Source organism: Moorena sp. SIOASIH (assembly GCF_010671925.1).
Classification (GTDB): domain Bacteria; phylum Cyanobacteriota; class Cyanobacteriia; order Cyanobacteriales; family Coleofasciculaceae; genus Moorena.
This window is the reverse complement of record NZ_JAAHIH010000004.1, coordinates 723,208-741,987: the sequence shown is the minus strand read 5'-3', so window position 1 is coordinate 741,987 and position 18,780 is coordinate 723,208. Positions and strand designations below refer to the sequence as shown.

Below are 18,780 nucleotides of genomic sequence, written 5' to 3'. Positions count from 1 at the left end.
TTAATTCTTAATTCTTAATTCTTAATTCTTAATTCTTAATTTAATTCAAGCTTATTTTCGGGAGGATATGATGCAAGAGTCAGTAGTTTATCAACGAATTATTCGCCAAGGATTAGAACAAGGATTAGAACAAGGATTAGAACAGGGATTAAAACAGGGATTAAAACAAGGATTAGAACAAGGATTAGGACAAGGATTAGAGCAAGGAAAGCGCAATGAGCTTAATTTAATTATCCGTCAAATTAACCGTCGCCTAGGTGAAATAAATCCCCAATTACAAAATCAGATTGAAGAATTATCCTTTGACCAGTTGGAAGATTTAGGAGAAGCGTTATTAGATTTTGAAAGCGATGCAGCGCGGTCTTGGGGGTTTCCCCCATGAGCGACTGCATCAAGACACCGAAGTGGATTTGACCAATTGGTTGAACCAGTTAACGGATAAGTAAAATCCGGTTAAGTGTCGCACTCAAAACCAGTGCCATCAAGAGCTGATAGAGTGGGTTTGGATTTGCCTTACCCACTCTACTATTGCCCAAAAATCCAGATAATTCTTGTTCCCCCCTTTTTTAAGGGGGGATAGGGGTCTATTTCCCCCCTTTTTTAAGGTGGGTTAGGGGTCTATTATCCCCCTTTTTTAAGGGGGGATAGGGGTCTATTTCCCCCCTTTTTTAAGGTGGGTTAGGGGTCTATTTCCCCCCTTTTTTAAGGGGGGATAGGGGTCTATTTCCCCCCTTTTTTAAGGGGGGTTAGGGGGGATCAATAGATTTAACTGAATTCAATAACTCCCGATTGTAGCGATAAAACTCTTAAATTTTTTAACTAAATTCCGAGTAATATTCTGGCTCATAACTGTGATAAAATAGAAGAATATTCCCCAACAATAGCCATAATTTTACCTGGTTTTTATACCCCGATATCCCGTTGATGATTGTCGGGGTTTACCGGAGATTTCAACAGTTAGTTAAGTGGCCGATATTTCCCACATACCTTGCCCTGGGTTGATTGAAGATGATTTGGGATAGGTTCGAGTCGTCGAATTTGTGGCTCTTAACCCTGTTTTCGATTACTTAACCAGAATTGACTTAGTTAGATCAGATGTGTAATGACTTACGACAGTACCCTAAAATATCTAGTTGAACAATATCCTCAAGCCTTTACCCGTTGGTTGTTTAACCAGGAACCCGCAGAGGATATCGAAATTCTCAACACGGAATTAAGCACAGAACCAATTCGGGCAGATGCCTTGTTTTTTGTGCGAGTTGCTGATGCTATTTTGCATTTGGAATTTCAAACCTTACCCCAATCTGAACCTCCCTTACCCCTGCGGATGCTCGATTATTGGGTGAGGTTATATCGTCAGTATCGCTGTGATATTGAGCAGGTAATAATATTCCTGAAACCAAGCCGATTAGCCGGAGTATTTGTCAATCAATTTACCGAGAGGAACCTATCCTTCCGCTATCGGGTAATTCGGATTTGGGAATGTGATCCACAACCGTTACTTACCACCCCAGGATTACTACCCTTGGCAGTATTAGCACAAACTGAAGTACCAGAAACCTTGCTATCCCAGGTAGCAGCCAGAATCGATATGATTGAAGATAGACAACAGCAACGTAACTTATCTGCGTGCGTGCAACTGTTGGCTGGGGTGAAATTTGATGAGCAGTTAATTCAAGCCTATTTTCGGGAGGATATGATGCAAGAGTCAGTAGTTTATCAACGAATTATTCGCCAAGGATTAGAGCAAGGATTAGAACAAGGATTAGAACAGGGATTAAAACAAGGATTAAAACAAGGATTAGAACAAGGATTAGGACAGGGATTAGAACAAGGAAAGCGCAATGAGCTTAATTTAATTAAGCGTCTACTTAGCCGTCGCCTAGGTGAGATAAATCCCCAATTAAACAATCAAATTGAGCAGTTATCCTTTTCCCAGTTGGAGGATTTAGGAGAAGCGTTGTTAGATTTTGAAACCGAAGTGGATTTGACCAATTGGTTGAACCAGTTAACGGATAAGTAAAATCCGGTTAGGTGTAGCACTCAAAAGCAGTGCCATGGAGAGCTGATAGAGTGGGTTTGGATTTGCCTAAAGAGCAAGCTAAAATCCATGAGGGGTCTATGGCAGTTAAAAGAGTTTGGGCATTAAGGAGCGATCGCTATTCTTTTTGTGGAAAGCGATCGCTTTTTAGTTAAGATAAAACATGAAGCTTCCTCAGCTTGATCAGCTCCCTTAACTTACGGCGGTTTGCATAACTATCAGGTACACAGGATTGTTTTCCCTCTTGCCTCTTCCCTGCTCCCTGCTCCCTGCTCCCTGCTCCCTAAAAACCCAGAACTTTGTACCTAACTGAATTGCAAACCGCTGTAGTGCCATTCGAGTTTACTCGTTTACCCAATAACCACATTCAAGCCATGCTGACAAATAAGATAATTCTCAGATATCAGCGTTTTTTTGTAGCTTTCGTCTTACTGTTGCTCATTGAGACCAGTAGCTTTTTTTGTCCTAGCGCTTGGGCTTGGGACAGTGCCGATTGGAAAAATGTCACCCATCCAACACATAGTTACCTGACCGAATGGGGAATTGATCAACTCAAGGGTCAATATCCAGAATTGCAGCAATTTCGGAACGCCATTATTGACGGAGCTAATACCGAACTCCATGAATTGCCAGTTTCAGGAATAGAGTACGGGATCGATCTTAATGCTAAACGCATAGAACACAAGGGTACAAATGAAGGCTGCGATGACATCGAGGGGTGGTGGCAAGATAGTGTGACGGCTTATGATCAAAATCGAAAGAGCCAAGCCTATTTTCTTTTAGGTATAATGCTCCACATGATTGAAGACATGGGAGTACCAGCTCACGCGAACCTGGTTTACCATCAGGGAAACCTCACAGAATTCGACAATTTTGAATTTATGGCTCTTTCAAACTGGAAACCTAAATTCGATGATATAAATCGACAAGATCCACGCTATTCGGAGCCTTATAAATATTATTACCTCAGCAAAGAGTGGACTCATGTTGATGCTCCAAACTATAACGACCCTGATTCTTTTTCCAAGACTTGGTTTTTTGCTAGTTCCACTGAAAGAAAATTGTTAAGCAACCGTCAAGGGCGAACTAGCTATCTAGTAAAGTGGGCCTTGAATTCAGCAGTCAAAGCATATCTGTCTTGAGATGTGGGAGTGTCAATTAGCAGCGGACCCATTTCTAACCCACTTATAACACTGACTATTTCCTTCCAAATAACAGAGATTGTTATCGGTGGATAAAGTTAGACTGGGTTTCATGGTTTTTACCGACTCCCGATTCCCGACTCCCGATTCCCGACTCCCGATTCCCTATTCTCTACTTCCTCAATAGATAAGCCTAAAGCTGAACGGGTGGATCTCAATGCATGCTGTTTCACCCGGTGGGTGGAACGGGCATCTTGCCCGTTACAATCGGACGGGCTTTTCCAACGGTGACGACGAGGCGGAAAATGAGTGCGAGCCCGTCTTATCACGCACCCTACGAACTTAATTATAAATTATAAATTATAAATTATAAATTATAAATTATAAATTATAAATTATAAATTATAAATTATAAATTATAAATTATAAATTATAAATTATAAATTATAAATTATAAATTATAAATTCTTAATTCTTAATTCTACATTCTTAATTCTACATTCTTAATTCTACATTCTTAATTCTTCATTCTTAATTCTTCATTCTTAATTCTTCATTCTTCATTCTCTACTTCCTCAATAGATAAGCCTAACGCTGAACTCACTTGCTCCACAGTTAGTCCCATTGCCAATAGCTTAGGAATAGCCTCTCGTTGTGAACGTTCAGCTTGCTCAGCCCGTTGTTTTTCTTGCTCAGCCCGTTGTTTTTCTTGCTCAGCCCGCTCACTGCCCATCAGCAGTAGATTACCTTCCGTATCCCACCACCTTAGCCACAAGTGATTCTGATTAAGATTCTGATATGAGCCTTCCCATACACCTAATTCTACCCCTAACTGTTCAATAGGATAATGTCCCCTTTGATTAGTCTTCATCTGGTGATATTTACCATTGACTAGATGATAAACCTCTAACTCCCCAGTATCAAAGATATAGATTCCGTAGTAGGGAATGCGAATAATTTGTTCATAAACCCAGAATTTACCTGGTTTAGTTTTTTCTTCTCCAGTAGCAGATAAAGGAGTAGAATCCCTTTCTTCGTCTCCATTACCACTAGCAAATTCCAGAGCAATCAGAGGTGCTAGGTGTTCTTGCCAAAGTACATAGGAACGACGAAGTTTACCATCTAGCAGAGGAGGTACTCCCGGTACATAAAACCAATCCGGAGCTTCTGCTCCTCTTTCTAAAGGTTCTGTGATCCGCCAATAGATACCTGAGTCTTGACCAATAGCGTATTGTTTGTCGGGATGAATTTTCTGGAGAACCGGTTCAATAGAATCAGTTAAAATAATGCTTTGGGGATGCTCATGGAAGTTCTTCACAAATTCGCCATTGGATTCTGGTAGTTGAGTATGATCCGGTAACGAAATAGTTAGACCTGTTCCCTCTAAGCTCTGGGTCATGACAACCTCATCTTGGGCAATCATTAGTTATACTTACTATTGTATAGCGTTTCTATTTGATAGGTGAACATAGGCTTGATGGGAGTAGGGAGTAGGGAGTAGGGAGCAGGGAGTAGGGAGTAGGGAACAGGGAAAAAGGAAAAAAATAGGCGTTGCTGAATCAAGCAATGAATAGGAGTAGAATGGGCATCCTGCCCGCCCGAAAATCTATTGAAACTGGCAAGATGCCAGTTCCACGCCTGATGCCCATTCCACAAAACTATTAAAATCATTCCATTATTAAGCAACGCCTTGCCTACTCCCTACTCCCTGCTCCCTGCTCCCTGCTCCCTAAAACCCAGAGATTTGTACCTGACCGAATTGAAAACCGCTGAAAGCGAGCTAGATTCCCAACCGTTGATAAACCTCGTCCAAATGTTGAAAATGGTGCTCGGGATTAAAACATTCCTCTATTTCTGAAGGAGTTAGCTTACTAGTAACTTCAGGATTTTTAATAATCAAATCGTAGAAGTTTCCCTCAGGTTTATTCCAGGCTTGATGAGCACAAGACTGAACAATACTGTAGGCATCTTCCCGATTCATCCCCTTTTCTACTAACGCTAACAACACCTTTTGGCTAAACACTACACCCCCATAAACATTCATATTCCGCTTCATGTTTTCTGGATAAACCAACAAGTGTTTCACTAAATCTGTGATTTCCACTAACATGAAGTGAGTTAAAATACATACATCTGGCAGAATCACTCGTTCTACAGAGGAATGAGAAATATCCCGCTCATGCCATAGGGCAACATTTTCTAAAGCAGCCACCCCATGACCCCGCAGGATTCGTGCCATCCCCGTTAGCCGTTCAGAACGAATTGGATTACGTTTGTGTGGCATAGCAGAGGAACCTTTCTGTCCCTTAGAAAAGAATTCCTCTACTTCTAAGACATCAGTTTTTTGGAGATTGCGAATTTCCAAAGCAAACCGTTCAATGGTTGCCCCTAACAGAGCTAACTGTTGGACAAACTCACCATGGCGATCGCGGGAAATAATTTGGGTTGAGGCAGTATCAGGTTGCAGTGACAGGTTTCGACATGCGATCGCTTCCACTTGAGGGTCAATATTGGCATAGGTTCCCACAGCACCAGAAATCTTGCCCACAGATATGTTTTGACGCAGACCCACTAAGCGATCGCGATGGCGGCAAACTTCTGCTAACCAACCGGCCAGCTTAAAACCAAAGGTAATTGGTTCAGCATGAATTCCGTGAGAACGACCAATCATCACCGTGTAGCGATGTTGTTGTGCCTGGTAGCGAATCGCTTGAGCAAGCTTCTCGATCTGTTCGAGGATAATATTTAGACTAGCAACCAGTTGCAGTGCCAAGGCAGTGTCTAAAACATCGGAACTAGTCAAGCCTAAGTGAATGTAGCGTCCCACATCCCCTACATACTCATTCACATTAGTCAGAAAGGCAATCATGTCATGGCGGACTTCTCGCTCAATCTCTTGCACCCGCTTGAGGTCAAAATTGGCCTTTGCCTTAATTTCCTCTACAGCTTCACCAGGAATCTTACCCAGTTCCGCTTGTGCTTCACAAACAGCTATTTCCACCTGAAGCCAGGTTTTGAGCTTGTAGGTATCCGTCCACAATTCGCCCATCTCGGGTAGGGTGTAGCGCTCAATCAATTCCAATATCGCAGAACACAACCTTACTATTGTAGCAGTTATCAATCGGGTAAGGGACTTTCGTCTTGAGTTTTAGGGAGTCGGGAGTCGGGAGTCGGGAATCGGGAGTCGGGAGTCGGGAGTCGGGAGTCGGGAGTCGGGAGTCGGGAGTCGGGAGGTAGCGTGGTCAAAGTGTTTCTGCACGAGGCTTACAAGGTATTGAATCTAGGGCATCATGAGGATAAACGCTATATAATTGATTAATCATTCCTCAAATCCCCTATTGCCTATTGCTAGCATGCCTATTGCCTACCTATTGCCTATTGCTAGCATGCCTATTGCTAGCATGCCTATTGCCTACCTATTGCCTATTGCCTACCTATTGCCTATTGCTAGCATGCCTATTGTCACCTACCATGACCAATTTTCCTCTCAATGCTGGGTCTATCCAAATATCCGGGAACGTGAGAACCCCTCTCTTTTAAGGAGGGGATGAAACGGACACGACGGGTTTTAACCCGCCGTGTCTATAATAAAGGATAGGAGGTGATAGAAAGTTGTATAGAACAATTCCAGTTAAAGCGTCATTTACTGATGAAGATAAAGCTTTTTGGGTCTTTCAGTGTGAGCAAGCAAATAGCTTGATTAATTGTGCAATTTATTACACCAAACAAAAACACTACAGTTGGCTTGAACAGCAAGAAGAATCATTCACTACTTACTGGAAGGATGATGAGCTTAGGTATGGCTGGAAGACCTATAAGTGCAGTACAAAGTACCCAGAACTAGATAAAACTTTAAAGTTAACTCCCCATTACAAAGCAATGGCTGCCCAGTCGGCTCAACAGACCCTAAAGACAGTAGGTGAGTCCATTGCCAGTTACAACCAATTAGTAGGTCTTTATTACAAGGGCAAAGTTGACAGACCAAGACTGCTTAGGTACAGAAAAAAAGGGGGATTGGCTGCTGTAACTTTTCCCCGACAAGCACTCAACTACAAAAAAGGCTTGTTTTATCCGTCAATAAGCAAAGAAACTAAGCCTCATTTAATAACTGAAATCGCATTAGAACCACCAGATTTTATAGATCCGGACTGGGTGAAAGAGGTTACTGTTCGCCCGTATTTAGGAGAGCTATGGATTGATTGGGTGATCGACAACGGGAAAGAAGCGATTGCTAGCAACCCAAACCTTGACTACACTCAAGCCTGGAGCTTTGATCACGGTGGAACCAACTGGTTGACTGGAGTTTCAACCTGTGGGAAAAGCTTGATTATTGATGGTCGTAAGCTTAAGTCAATGAACCAAGGTTATTGTCGTCTGGTAGCCAAGTACAAACAGGGCAAGCCAGAGTTTTACTGGGATTCTAACCTTGACCGGGTACAACGGAAACGCAACAACCAAATCAGAGATGCGATCAATAAAGCAGCTAGGTTGATTATTAATCGCTGTTTGAATGATTGCATTGGGAATCTGGTAATTGGTTGGAACGAAGGGCAGAAGAATCGTTCCAATATGGGCAAGCGTGGTAATCAGAACTTCGCAGTTATCCCCACCGGAAGATTGATCGAACGGTTAAAACAACTTTGCTATGAGTACGGGATTAAATTAACAATTACCGAGGAAGCGTACACGAGTAAAGCGTCTTACCTTGACGACGACAGCCTCCCAAAACATGGTGAAAAACCCAAAGGATGGATACCGTCGGGCAAACGGGTTAAGCGTGGACTGTATAAAACTTCTGAAGGATGGCTGATCAATGCAGACTGTAACGGCGCTGCAAACATAGCCCGAAAAGTAGCCACACAGTTAGGTCTAAACCTGACCAAGGTGGGTAGGGGAGCTTTGGCACTCCCAAACCGATATGATCTGTTCACCTCACTGAGTAAATCATATCGCACAAGAAGTGTTCGCGTTCGCGTAGCGTCGGCGAAAGCCGAAAGCGTCGGCGAAAGCCGATAGTGGCACGGTTTCAACCCGCCACGTAACAACCTTGTAGAATCCCCGTTTTTTAAAGCGCGGAGATGTCAAATTAAGCTTTAGTACCAGATCAACAATCGGAGGTCACACTTGACTAATACAGGTATGATTAAACACCTAAAATGGGCTAAACGCGCTCTAATTGCTTTAATCCTCCCAATTTTAATATTTCTATGGGCCCCACCAGCCCTTGCCCAAGCTGATCTCACCATCACCCCTAAAAGTATGACTGTAGCAGGTACCAGGGGTTCTAGCACAAGCCGCAGCTTACTCTTGCGCACGACTAACGCCGTCAAGGATTTACAAATCATCTCCCTAGACCTGAATACTCAGGATGGCCAAGAAATTTTCCCCGCTAAATTGATTCAGCCTACTTTACCAGTCGAAGAGATTGAGGCCAATAGTCTACTATCTCTCCCGATCCAGTTTCAATTAGACGATGCCCCCAAAAGTGGAGAATTTAGTGGTGAATTCCTGATCAAGTTCTCAGAAACTGAACTAAGCGTACCATTAACAGTCCGAATCAAAGACCCCTTCCCCATACCTCTCGGAGTCATATCCATTGGGGTTATATTGAGCATAGCTGTGTCCAGCTACCGTAGCCGAGGGAAACTACGGGACAAAATTCTGGTGCGGGTTGGTCAATTGCGTACCCAACTGCGCAGTGACCCCCAGTTAGCTGAAACATCACTAGTCGATCAATTCAACTCAATACCAAATCCCTTCAAGACCCGAATTGAAGCCCATCTGCTAGATGTCGAGATGGCTTTGCAGGGGGAACGTTGGAACGATGGTAATCAGGCAATTACCCAAGCAGAGTCAGTGTGGCTGAAATGGCGCAAAGGTCGTGAAGACTGGCTAGCACTCCTGAACTATGGTCAGACCCTGGAAGAAAAAATACCCACCACTCCCGATCTTGACCCCTCTTATCTACAGTCAGTACGCCGTAATTTGCAACTGGCAATCCGAGAGGCACCTGACCAAAATCCTCAAGACTTGTATGAGCAGTTAGATGACTGTGCAAAACAGATTAATAAATACCTGCAACTGGATGCTAAACTCAGCGACTTGGACAACCTGCTGGTGGAAACCACAATATCAACACAAGAGTTACAGAGTTGGCAACGTCAGCAAAAGAATTTGCGCAGTAAGTTGAATAATCTCGAACCTACCGATAAAAAAGCTGCTCAGGAGTTGAATGGTCAAATCGAAAAAGCGATCACTCTACTAGTCAAACAAATACCACCTAACTCCACTAAGTTAGGCTTCCTCATCAGCCAACCTGAATTATTGCAGAAAGCACCAGGGATCGATACACCACGGATAGTTATCCAAGAGCCAAGACTAGCAAAAATTCGCCTTTGGATTTTCTCTGCAATCAGTTATGCGATCGCAATTGTCCTGCTTGCTGGTAGTGGCTTCATTGAGCTATACACCTATAAATCCACCTTTGGCGCTAACCTCTGGGGTGACTATGGCGTCCTCCTGGCTTGGGGGTTTGGTGCCGAAGCCAGTCGGGATGCCATTACAAAAGTCGTGGCAAATTTGGACTTACCAGGATTGAAATAATAACTCAATCAGGTTAGCAGGTTGAAGGTTAGCAGGTTGAAGGTTAGCAGGTTGAAGGTTAGCAGGTTAGCAGGTTGAAGGTTAGCAGGTTGAAGGTTAGCAGGTTAGCAGGTTAGCAGGTTAGCAGGTTGAAGGTTAGCAGGTTGAAGGTTAGCAGGTTAGCGGGTTAAAAATTATCTTCTGAACCTTCAACCTTGGCCAAAAGGCCACGCGATCGCTGAAAGCGGGACTTCGTCCATCGCGTTCAACCAAACCACCTTAAACTAAACCACCTTCAACCTTCAACCTTCAACCTTCAACCTGGTAACTTTCAACCTTCAACCTTCAACCTTGGTCAAAAGGCCACGTGATCGCGTTCAACCTACCCTACACCGAACGCCAAAGGCGAACAACCAAACCACCTTCAACCTTCAACCTTCAACCTGCTAACCTTCAACCTTCAACCTGCTAACCTTCAACCTTCAACCTGCTAACCTTCAACCAAATAACCTTCAACCTTCAACCAAATAACCTTCAACCAAACCAGCTTCAACCCCCAAAGGCGAACAACCGAAGATAAGGAATTAAATTAATAGGTACAAATAGGTTGTTAAATGGGTGTTACTTGGGCAGATTGACTGGGAACTATATAACTGTAACCACATTGGATTTGTCAGTCAATCAGGATTAACGTGTCAAACACAGAATCTTTAAGTGTTGAGCTAAAACAAGCTTTTCTTCAATTAATTGCCCAGCAGACAGGATTAGTTATTAAAGAAGCAGACCAAGACAATTTAATTGAAACTATTCTTGTGAGACTTAAATTTCTAAAATTAGGTTCACCAGAAAGTTACTATCAACTCTTAAAATATCCTACTATAGAAAGTAATCAAGAATGGCAAAATCTGGTTATATTACTGACTAATATTGAGACTTACTTTTGGCGAGACAAAGGTCAGTTTAACACCTTAATAAATTACATTATACCAGAGATAATTGAACGGCAAAATAACCACAAAATAATTCGGATTTGTAGTGCGGGATGTTCAACTGGAGAAGAACCCTATTCTCTTGCTATTCTAATCCATAAACTCCTTCCTAATTTAGAAAAATGGAAGGTTAAAGTTTTTGGAATAGACATTAATCAAGATGCCCTAAAAACAGCAAAAAAAGGAATTTACAGTTCTTGGTCATTTAGAAGTCTTAATCCGGACAGAAAGAGTGACTATTTTCGGCTAATTAACAATTATTATCACATCGATAATCGTATAAAAACAATGGTCACGTTTAAAACGGTTAATTTAGTCAAAGATTCATTTAATAAGCAAAACTCTGAACTAAAAGACCTTGACTTAATCCTTTGCCGTAATGTTTTCATTTACTTTGAAGATTCAGCTAAAGCCAAGGTTTTAGATAAATTTTATCATAGCCTCAAACCCTTAGGATATCTGATCACAGGTCATGGTGAACTATATGGTCATAATTTGAGCAAGTTTCAGACAAAAGTGTTTCCAGAATCCCTAGTATATCAACGTAGAGCCGATAATTTAATCCTTCAAACACCTCCTCTGGTATCCCTAACCAGTGAGGCAAAGTCTCCTCCAGTAAAAAACTTATCATTAGACGTCTTACAGAAGTCACGACCTTCGGAACAGGAACCGATAACAGCAGCATTTAGTAATACACAAAAAACTAATGTTGCCAGAGATATATTGTCCGTTAATGATACCCCTATCAACATAATCAATTATCAAGAAAATACCAAGTTCAAACAAACTGTTCAAGAGGTTATCAGAGAAGTAAAAATACTTTTACAAAAAGAGGATTATGATTTAGCAATTAAACAATTAAAAAACTTTTTAAAACTAAATTATAAGAATTTTCAAGCTTATTACCTCATGGCTAAAATTCACGCCAATATCGGTAAATATGAAGAAGCAATTCACTATTGCCAACAAGCTTTAGATATAGATTCCCTTTCTGTTAGTCCCTATTACTTGTTGGCACAAATTGCTGAAGAGCAAGGAAATCTAGTAGAAGCCAAACGGATTTTAAAAAAAATTATTTATCTTGAACCCTGTTCTCTTATGGCTTACTTAGATATGATCCATATTTATCAGAAGGAAGGAAATCAAAAAAGAATAGTAAAAATGAAGCAAACAGTTATTAATATACTCAAGCAATTATCTCCCAATACTATAATAAAAGACTATGAAAATATGACTGCTGCTGAACTAATTATCAAAATTGAAACGGAATTAAATTATTATTGAGCAAAGGGAACAGGGAACAGGGAACAGGGAACAGGGAACAGGGAACAAGAAACAATAATTATGACAATTACTGGATTGCTATATACAAGTAATTCGGGACATTCGTTAATTGGAAATTGATAATTGATAATTGGAAATTGATAATTGATATTTACTAAATAGAGCGAGTAACAAAATGAAAGAGTGTCACTATCTCACCTTTAGCTTAAATAACTCTCTTTATGGTGTCAGCACTGTTTACGTAGAAGAGATTTTTTTTCTGCCAGAGTTGACACCGATTCCAGAAGCATATCCTGATATCGTTGGTGTGATTAATCTCCGGGGGGAGATTTTGCCAGTCATGGATCTTAATCTCAGTTTTAGTTATCAATCACCAGGCTATTGCTTAACAGATAGTGTAGTGGTTTTAAAGTCGGAAAAGGTACGAGTGGGCATCATTGTTAATGAAGTCTATGAAGTTAAAAATATATCCCCGTCGGAAATTACCACTGAACTTTATCATGGTCGAGACTGGGCAGGAGTTGAGGAAAAAAAATTCATCGCTGGTATTGCCAGGAGTGGAGGAGATATTTTAATCCTGAGCAATCCAGAGAGTTTACTCCAGTATGTAGAGACACAAAACCTAGCCTCCGTTGAAGACTCCCTGGAAAAAGAAATTCAGGATAATAATCATCATGAATCTGAATTGTTATTAGCCCAAAAGCCTGTTTTTTGCCCAAATGCTACCGGGTCAGAACGAAAAGTTTTTCGGAAACGAGCTGATCAGCTAAAGCAGTCCGAAGACAGTCAGGATGTAAACAATTTAATTCCCCTAGCGGTAATTGTTTTACATGGTGAATTATTTGGCATTGATTTAAAAATGGTGAGGGAGTTTACCCCTATTCGCAAAGTAACTCCTATTCCCTGCTGTCCACGGCATATTATTGGTAACATGAACCTACGAGGAGAGATTCTTACCTTAGTTGATATTCGCGGATTATTAAATCTACCGCTGATGGAGAGAATTGATGGTTCTCAAGCAATGGTTGTAAAGCTTGAGGATATCGTTGCTGGTATAACCATGGAAGAGGTATGTGATGTGATTTTCCTGAATCCACAGGAGATAATAGCAGTGCCAACTGGGATTAATTCAGGTCAGTATGAATACATTCAGGGGGCAGCTCCCTATCAGGAAAAAATAATGAGTATTCTGAATTTGCCACAAATTTTCCTGAATGGTGGCTTAGTTATTAATCATTAGACTCACATCTTGCACCATTCTCAATAAGCTTGGTTCATGTAGTTCATGTCGGGTGGGCAGTGCACCAGACAGATAATGAAGCTTGCAAAGCGCGTTGGTAGGCACTGCCCACCCTACGATTAATGACAATGGTGCTGCATCAAGACAATGACAATGGTCCAAGATCTCAGTTAGACCTGTTGTAATCCAACATATAGGGTTGATCATACTTATCAGGTACAGTCAACTTAGTTATCCCTACTCCGAAGCTCCCGACTCCCTGCTCCCGCGCAACCCCAAGGGCGGGGTACCTCACCAAATTGAGAACTGCTATATAGCGCTACGCGCAAGTCAGAAGTTAAAAGTCAGAAGTCAAAAATAAGCTAGGACTAGGTTTCGGAGTTTAGAAGCGATGCAGCGCGGTCTTGGGGGTCTCCCCCATGAGCGACTGCATCAAGACAATGTCCTAATCTTAATGGGTAGTGCTATAAATGATTAATGGGTAGCAATATTTTTTTAAAATTGGTATAGCGGTTTCTAGCCTAATGAGGTACACATAATTTTTTCTATATTCCCTGAGCGGAAGTTCCCGATTCCCGATTCCCGATTCCCGATTCCCGATTCCCGATTCCCGACTTTTATCAACTTTTGATTAGATATTTTTGAATTATTCGTAGCAATTCTTCGGAATCTGGGGGCTTACCTAAAAAATCAGTTGCCCCGACTAGTCTAGCCCGGGCGCGGTCAATTGTGGTATTCTGAGCTGTCAGGATAATAATCGGGGTCTTATTGAAAACTGGGGATTCTCGCAAAAATTTACAGACGCTATAGCCATTTGCATTTGGCATATTCAGGTCTAGCAAAATTAAATCAGGCTTGTGTTCAATGAGTTGGGAGAAACCTCGCATCGGTTCTTCAATACTTAACATTTGGTAACCAGCTGGTATCAAGATTGTTTTTAAACTGTGAGCCAACACAGGACTATCATCAATACAGGCGATTAAAGGCTGTATCTTGGCGGATTTGGTCGGCTGAGTTTCTGATGGGGGTGGCGTTGTTACAACTGGTGGGTTGACAGGTGCTTTGACTGGCGCTTTGGCAGTTGGTACTGGTAAATCTGGAATCCTTTGGAATTCCAGCATACCCTTCTCAACCAAAGGGAGCAAAGAGCGAGTCATCTCTGTCACCGATGTTTTTTGCTGCCAGGCAATATCCCACAGGGTTGAGTTACCATTGAGATACTTGTTCAAACCTGGCAGCGCTTTAGGATCTGTTCCAGGTTTCAAAACTGGTGAGAGACTGGGGCTGAGGTGACCAAAATCAGCAGCTTGCCATTCTTGGTACTTCTGGGTTGCTTGAGCGAGAACGGTTTGGATTTCCCTAGAAGACAAGGCTATGCCCATGCCAAGAGTCGATGTTGTTTCTTGACTGGGTTGCCAGTTGTTTTCTAAGTCTGTGTAGCTACTTAGTTCAAAAAAACATTCTTGGACAATGGTACGAATCATTAACTTTGCTTGGATTAGGCTCAGTTGCTTTTGGTTAATTCCTTGCTCTAGAAGCTGATATTCCCAGGGCTGATAGTCCGACTTCTCGTAGAGTTCAACAACATAGTTAGGGCAATGGGACTTTAAGGCTCTGTAAAAGCGCCTCACAGGATGAACCCCATCAGTGGCATAGAGCAATTGACCATAGACAAGGTAAATTTTCCAAACGACGCTATAGTTGCTTAGAGTTAGCTCTCCAATAGTTCTCTGTTTACCTAATTTTTCTAATTCTTCAATCAATCTTATTAGTATCATTTGTACTGGTTAACTGTACTGGTTAACGGATAAATCTCAGGAGTTACATATCTATAGTTCCCAGGAATTTACCCCCAAGTAACAGCTTCCGATCCAAAATGGATTAAGAATGATGAATCATCAGTGATTATCTGTTGTTCATCATTCACCGTTATGTACTTATTTGTAGCTATTGACACCCAATCCGATTTGATAACCCCCCTAAGCGCCCAGACGAAAACAAAGTCGCGGCTATACAAACTTTCGTCCGCTGATCAAGGACTGGGTTATAAAGGGGGTTTTTAAGCCGGATTTGGTATAACAGCTAACTGTAGTGGAGTGACGAATGTGTGACCGTCGCTCCGTTGAAAATAATAAAATTCAGGGTTTGAGAAAAATGATCAAGTATGTAGTATACAACGTTACGGATCAGACATACGTGGCAGCTGTGAAAGCTGGCGAGACACGATACACAGAAAATGGCACAGAGGCACACCAATTTAACAGCGAGAACACAGCACAAATGATGAGTGAGAATCTCACCTTATTTAGTGGTGTCACTCATGTCGTGAAAGCAATCCAGGAGTAAGCTATCAGCTAAGCGCGTTTGTATTTGAGTTGTGAACATAGGATTGATGGTAAAAGCGATGCATCGCTACTCCCAGCTCCGAAGCTCCCTAAAACCCAAGACTTTGTACCTCAACCAATTGAGAACTGCTATAGCTGATAGCTGACTGCTGATAGCTGACTACTTAACCTGCAAAAAACAACAGACATTGTTACTTTGACAATATTTGCTGGGAATTCTATGAGTGTAGCCTCAACAGATTGGTAAATCAATCAGTTTCCTCGCCTCTCATCCCATCTCCTAAAGAGGAATGGCTTTTCTATTGTGGATTCTCTAATTGTAGGTAACCAGCTATGTTTGCTAAATCTAGCAAAAAATTTTTCAGCAAACTTCAGAATCAAATACTGCTCCTGCTGTTTTTAAGTAGTGTTATTCCCCTCTCTGTTGTAGGATGGTATAGTATTTCTTCCTCTAGCTATGCCTTATCGAACTTAGCTAAAAGTGAGCTAGAGGAAGAGGTAGCTGACGAAGCCGCAAATATCCTGGCATTTTTAAATGCTATCAATGATGATGTTTTGTTCTTGAGCAAAGTTCCCCCGATTCAAGGCATAATCCGAGCTAAAGCTGGTGGTGGAGTAGATAAGCAAGGTAACTCTTCGTACGACACTTGGGTTAAGCAGTTGCACACCATCTTTGCTGTCATGATGCAAGCGAAACCCTATTATATGCAGCTGAGGTATTTGGACGAGAAAGGCAATGAAATGGTGCGAGTCGATTCGGACCGCACTAAAATCCAAGTTATCCCCAAAACCCAGCTAAAAAATCAAGCAAAGCGTTCATATTTTACTGAGACAATTAAGTTGTCTGCTGGCAGTATCTATATGTCTCCCGTGGAGCTGCATCGGGAAGGTGGTGTGATTGAACAGCCTTATACACCAGTGATTCGGTACGCTACACCAATTTTTGATTCAGCTGGGGTACGAAGAGGAATTGTAATCGCTAATGTATTTGCCGAGCAATTCATAAAATTTATTCGAGATACAGACTTAGCCATCAAGGGAGAAGAGGCATTTCTGGTCAATAAAGATGGCTACTACATCTCTCATCCCAACCCCAAAAAGGAGTGGGGCTTTGAACTCAACACGGATGAGAAATTGGCAAAAGATTATCCGAAACGCATTGCCCAGCAAATTCTCAGGGGTCAACAGGGACTGATTGACCAAGGAACTAATAAGCTCATCAGTTACTATAAAGTTGTTCCGAATGCCCAGCAGCGGCAACCCTTATTCATTATCAATCAAGTTCCTAAGGGGGAAGTTTTTGCCTCTGTCAACTCCTTTAAAATCCTCGCCAGCCTGATTATTTTGGTTTCTCTAGCGGCGGTGCTGCCACTGGCAATTGTCAGGTTACGCCAACTGGTGAATCTGATTAAGCAACTGGTTAATGGCATCTCCACTTCTAGTCAGGAAATGTTTTCTACCCTTGAACAGCAAGAACGCATCGCTGGTCAACAAGCTGCGTCGGTGAATGAAACCACCATCACCATGGATGAGCTGGAAGCCTCTTGCCGACAGTCCGCTGAGCAAGCGGATGCTGCCGCTATTGCTGCACAGCAGGCACTTCAGCTAACCCAGAACGGTACCCAAGCGGTGGGGGAAACCCTCGACGGCATGTCTACCTTAGAAGAGAAGGTGGATGCGATCGCTAAACAGAGTATGCGTCTGAGCAGGCAAACCAATCGAATTGGTGACATCTCCGAGCTGGTTTCTGAATTGGCAAACCAAACCAATATGTTAGCACTGAATGCATCAGTAGAAGCGGTGCGTGCGGGAGAGCATGGTAAAGGCTTTGCAGTGGTTGCTGCAGAGATTCGTAAATTAGCAGACCAGAGTAAACAATCTGCCCAAAAGATTAACGTTTTAGTTTCTCAAATCCAGAACGAGATTAATTCAACAGTGATGGTGACGGATGAAGGGACTAAGACAGTAAAGACCGGAGTGCAAATCGCTCAAAAAACAGCTCAAGCATTCACTGGGGTAGCAGATGCTGTCAACAATGTGGTGTTAAACAATCAACAAATTTCTCTGAATCTCAAGCAGCAAGTCGATGGCATTCAACAAGTCCTCCAAGCAATGAGCACTGTTAACAAGGGAGCAAAAGAAACTGTTATTGGCATCACTCAAACTAGAGTAGGTACTGAGCAACTGAAGCAAGCTGCTGTAGAACTCAAGCGCATGGTTTAGTAAATGTTAAACTCAGATATTGCACCAAGTTTAAAATTTATCTGTAAAAGTAGGGAATAGGGAACAGGGAATAGGGAACAGTAATAAGATTTGATTATTCCAGTACTCAAATTTTTTTTGATCACTTTTTATATGAGTTTTTTTGTAAGCATTCAGCCGTCAGCCGTCAGCCGTCAGCCGTCAGCAGACGTAACTCAGATTAAACAAATGGTTACCTGTTGTCTTGATGCAATAGCGAGTGCGGGAAACCACGGCAGTCGCTCATGGGGGGAACCCCCAAGACCGCGCTGCCTCCCCAAGACCGTAATGGTGCGTTTTCCATGATGGCGAACGCGCCCCGCGTGACCTACGGTCAAGGGATTGCTCGCCATCACGGGTCGCACCTCTGCATCGCTTATTCAAAAGCACCTCAAGTACCGTGGCACAGGCTTTGACGCTGATAGCTGATAGCTGATAGCTGATAGCTAATAGCTGAATGCTTACGTTTTTTTTGTACTGGTGCAATATCTAATTTAAATGAATTTGATAGTAAAAATAGATATAATAGAGGGTTGAATTTATAATTAATATTTACTTTTTTTTTTAACACCTGTGTTAAATATACCTAATCACAAAAGGTTAATTTGAAATTGTAAATGGTTAAAACTTCAATGGGAATTACTAGGAAATATAGCGCTTTATAGCCTAATGAGGTACACAAGATTTTTTAGCTATTGCCTATTGCCTATTGCCTATTGCCTATTGCCTATTGTCTATTGCCTATTGCCTATTGCCTATTGTCTATTGCCTATTGCCTATTGCCTATTGCCTATTGCCTATTGCCTATTGCCTATTGCCTATTGCCTATTGCCTATTGCCTATTGCCTATTACCTATTGCCTCTTCTCTGTTCCCTGTTCCCTGTTCCCTTTTACCATAATTCTTTCTATTTCAAT

General features: G+C 42.0%; 17 protein-coding genes. 12 read left to right on the top strand and 5 right to left on the bottom strand.

The window, feature by feature from the left end; translation table 11 throughout:
• Positions 1-67: 67 nt before the first annotated feature.
• From F6J90_RS24505 to F6J90_RS24490, 4 genes are all read left to right on the top strand, one after another.
• On the top strand, positions 68-382 hold the full coding sequence (locus F6J90_RS24505; RefSeq protein WP_293099398.1) for a DUF4351 domain-containing protein: 315 nt from the start codon (positions 68-70) through the stop codon (positions 380-382).
• A gap of 720 nt (positions 383-1,102) precedes the next feature.
• Positions 1,103-2,023 carry an Rpn family recombination-promoting nuclease/putative transposase gene (locus tag F6J90_RS24500; protein ID WP_293099397.1) on the top strand — a complete coding sequence of 307 codons (921 nt, stop codon included), beginning with the start codon at positions 1,103-1,105 and terminating at the stop codon, positions 2,021-2,023.
• 29 nt (positions 2,024-2,052) lie between these two features.
• Positions 2,053-2,196, top strand: coding sequence for a hypothetical protein (locus F6J90_RS24495; RefSeq protein ID WP_293099395.1), 144 nt, complete (start codon positions 2,053-2,055; stop codon positions 2,194-2,196).
• 144 nt (positions 2,197-2,340) lie between these two features.
• A complete protein-coding gene (locus F6J90_RS24490) occupies positions 2,341-3,183 on the top strand; it encodes a hypothetical protein (protein ID WP_293099394.1) in 843 nt (280 codons plus the stop codon).
• 553 nt (positions 3,184-3,736) lie between these two features.
• On the opposite strand, the gene F6J90_RS24485 is transcribed toward F6J90_RS24490, so the two are convergent.
• The 4 genes from F6J90_RS24485 to F6J90_RS24470 form a co-directional block, all read right to left on the bottom strand.
• A complete protein-coding gene (locus tag F6J90_RS24485) occupies positions 3,737-4,582 on the bottom strand; it encodes a Uma2 family endonuclease (RefSeq protein WP_293100746.1) in 846 nt (281 codons plus the stop codon).
• Positions 4,583-4,605: 23 nt separating this feature from the next.
• Positions 4,606-4,854 carry a hypothetical protein gene (locus F6J90_RS24480; protein WP_293099392.1) on the bottom strand — a complete coding sequence of 83 codons (249 nt, stop codon included), beginning with the start codon at positions 4,852-4,854 and terminating at the stop codon, positions 4,606-4,608.
• 109 nt (positions 4,855-4,963) lie between these two features.
• Positions 4,964-6,259 carry an adenylosuccinate lyase gene (gene purB, locus F6J90_RS24475; RefSeq protein WP_293100744.1) on the bottom strand — a complete coding sequence of 432 codons (1,296 nt, stop codon included), beginning with the start codon at positions 6,257-6,259 and terminating at the stop codon, positions 4,964-4,966.
• Positions 6,260-6,300: 41 nt separating this feature from the next.
• Positions 6,301-6,429: a hypothetical protein gene (locus F6J90_RS24470; protein WP_293099391.1), complete on the bottom strand. Its 129-nt coding sequence runs from the start codon at positions 6,427-6,429 to the stop codon at positions 6,301-6,303.
• Positions 6,430-6,795: 366 nt separating this feature from the next.
• Here F6J90_RS24470 and F6J90_RS24465 point away from each other — a divergent pair, with 366 nt between their 5' ends.
• From F6J90_RS24465 to F6J90_RS24450, 4 genes are all read left to right on the top strand, one after another.
• Positions 6,796-8,199: a transposase gene (locus tag F6J90_RS24465; RefSeq protein ID WP_293099390.1), complete on the top strand. Its 1,404-nt coding sequence runs from the start codon at positions 6,796-6,798 to the stop codon at positions 8,197-8,199.
• Between the two features lie 291 nt (positions 8,200-8,490).
• The gene (locus tag F6J90_RS24460) at positions 8,491-9,786 is read left to right on the top strand and encodes a hypothetical protein (protein ID WP_293099389.1); all 1,296 of its coding nucleotides are present in this window, start codon (positions 8,491-8,493) and stop codon (positions 9,784-9,786) included.
• Positions 9,787-10,457: 671 nt separating this feature from the next.
• Complete coding sequence (locus F6J90_RS24455) at positions 10,458-12,038, top strand: CheR family methyltransferase (RefSeq protein WP_293099388.1); 1,581 nt, start codon at positions 10,458-10,460, stop codon at positions 12,036-12,038.
• A gap of 175 nt (positions 12,039-12,213) precedes the next feature.
• Positions 12,214-13,278, top strand: a complete 1,065-nt coding sequence (locus F6J90_RS24450; protein ID WP_293099387.1) for a chemotaxis protein CheW — start codon at positions 12,214-12,216, stop codon at positions 13,276-13,278.
• 620 nt (positions 13,279-13,898) lie between these two features.
• On the opposite strand, the gene F6J90_RS24445 is transcribed toward F6J90_RS24450, so the two are convergent.
• Positions 13,899-15,056 (bottom strand): response regulator, encoded by a 1,158-nt coding sequence (locus F6J90_RS24445; RefSeq protein WP_293099386.1) that lies wholly within the window; start codon positions 15,054-15,056, stop codon positions 13,899-13,901.
• A 325-nt stretch (positions 15,057-15,381) separates the two neighbouring features.
• On the opposite strand from F6J90_RS24445, the gene F6J90_RS24440 reads away from it, so the two are divergent.
• The 4 genes from F6J90_RS24440 to F6J90_RS24425 all read left to right on the top strand — a co-directional run bounded on the left by F6J90_RS24440 (position 15,382) and on the right by F6J90_RS24425 (position 18,764).
• On the top strand, positions 15,382-15,624 hold the full coding sequence (locus F6J90_RS24440) for a hypothetical protein (protein WP_071105699.1): 243 nt from the start codon (positions 15,382-15,384) through the stop codon (positions 15,622-15,624).
• Positions 15,625-15,956: 332 nt separating this feature from the next.
• Positions 15,957-17,846, top strand: coding sequence for a methyl-accepting chemotaxis protein (locus F6J90_RS24435; protein WP_293099385.1), 1,890 nt, complete (start codon positions 15,957-15,959; stop codon positions 17,844-17,846).
• Positions 17,847-17,978: 132 nt separating this feature from the next.
• A complete protein-coding gene (locus F6J90_RS24430; protein ID WP_293099384.1) occupies positions 17,979-18,170 on the top strand; it encodes a hypothetical protein in 192 nt (63 codons plus the stop codon).
• 363 nt (positions 18,171-18,533) lie between these two features.
• On the top strand, positions 18,534-18,764 hold the full coding sequence (locus F6J90_RS24425) for a hypothetical protein (protein ID WP_293099383.1): 231 nt from the start codon (positions 18,534-18,536) through the stop codon (positions 18,762-18,764).
• Positions 18,765-18,780 lie beyond the last annotated feature (16 nt).

Coding starts and splice junctions, on each gene's coding strand:
- F6J90_RS24500 (WP_293099397.1), top strand. CDS start 1,103: ATGACTTACGACAGTACCCTAAAATATCTAGTTGAACAATATCCTCAA.
- F6J90_RS24485 (WP_293100746.1), bottom strand. CDS start 4,582: ATGACCCAGAGCTTAGAGGGAACAGGTCTAACTATTTCGTTACCGGAT.
- F6J90_RS24440 (WP_071105699.1), top strand. CDS start 15,382: ATGTGTGACCGTCGCTCCGTTGAAAATAATAAAATTCAGGGTTTGAGA.
- F6J90_RS24435 (WP_293099385.1), top strand. CDS start 15,957: ATGTTTGCTAAATCTAGCAAAAAATTTTTCAGCAAACTTCAGAATCAA.
- F6J90_RS24445 (WP_293099386.1), bottom strand. CDS start 15,056: ATGATACTAATAAGATTGATTGAAGAATTAGAAAAATTAGGTAAACAG.
- F6J90_RS24480 (WP_293099392.1), bottom strand. CDS start 4,854: ATGATTTTAATAGTTTTGTGGAATGGGCATCAGGCGTGGAACTGGCAT.
- F6J90_RS24425 (WP_293099383.1), top strand. CDS start 18,534: ATGAGGTACACAAGATTTTTTAGCTATTGCCTATTGCCTATTGCCTAT.
- F6J90_RS24450 (WP_293099387.1), top strand. CDS start 12,214: ATGAAAGAGTGTCACTATCTCACCTTTAGCTTAAATAACTCTCTTTAT.
- F6J90_RS24505 (WP_293099398.1), top strand. CDS start 68: ATGATGCAAGAGTCAGTAGTTTATCAACGAATTATTCGCCAAGGATTA.
- F6J90_RS24430 (WP_293099384.1), top strand. CDS start 17,979: ATGAGTTTTTTTGTAAGCATTCAGCCGTCAGCCGTCAGCCGTCAGCCG.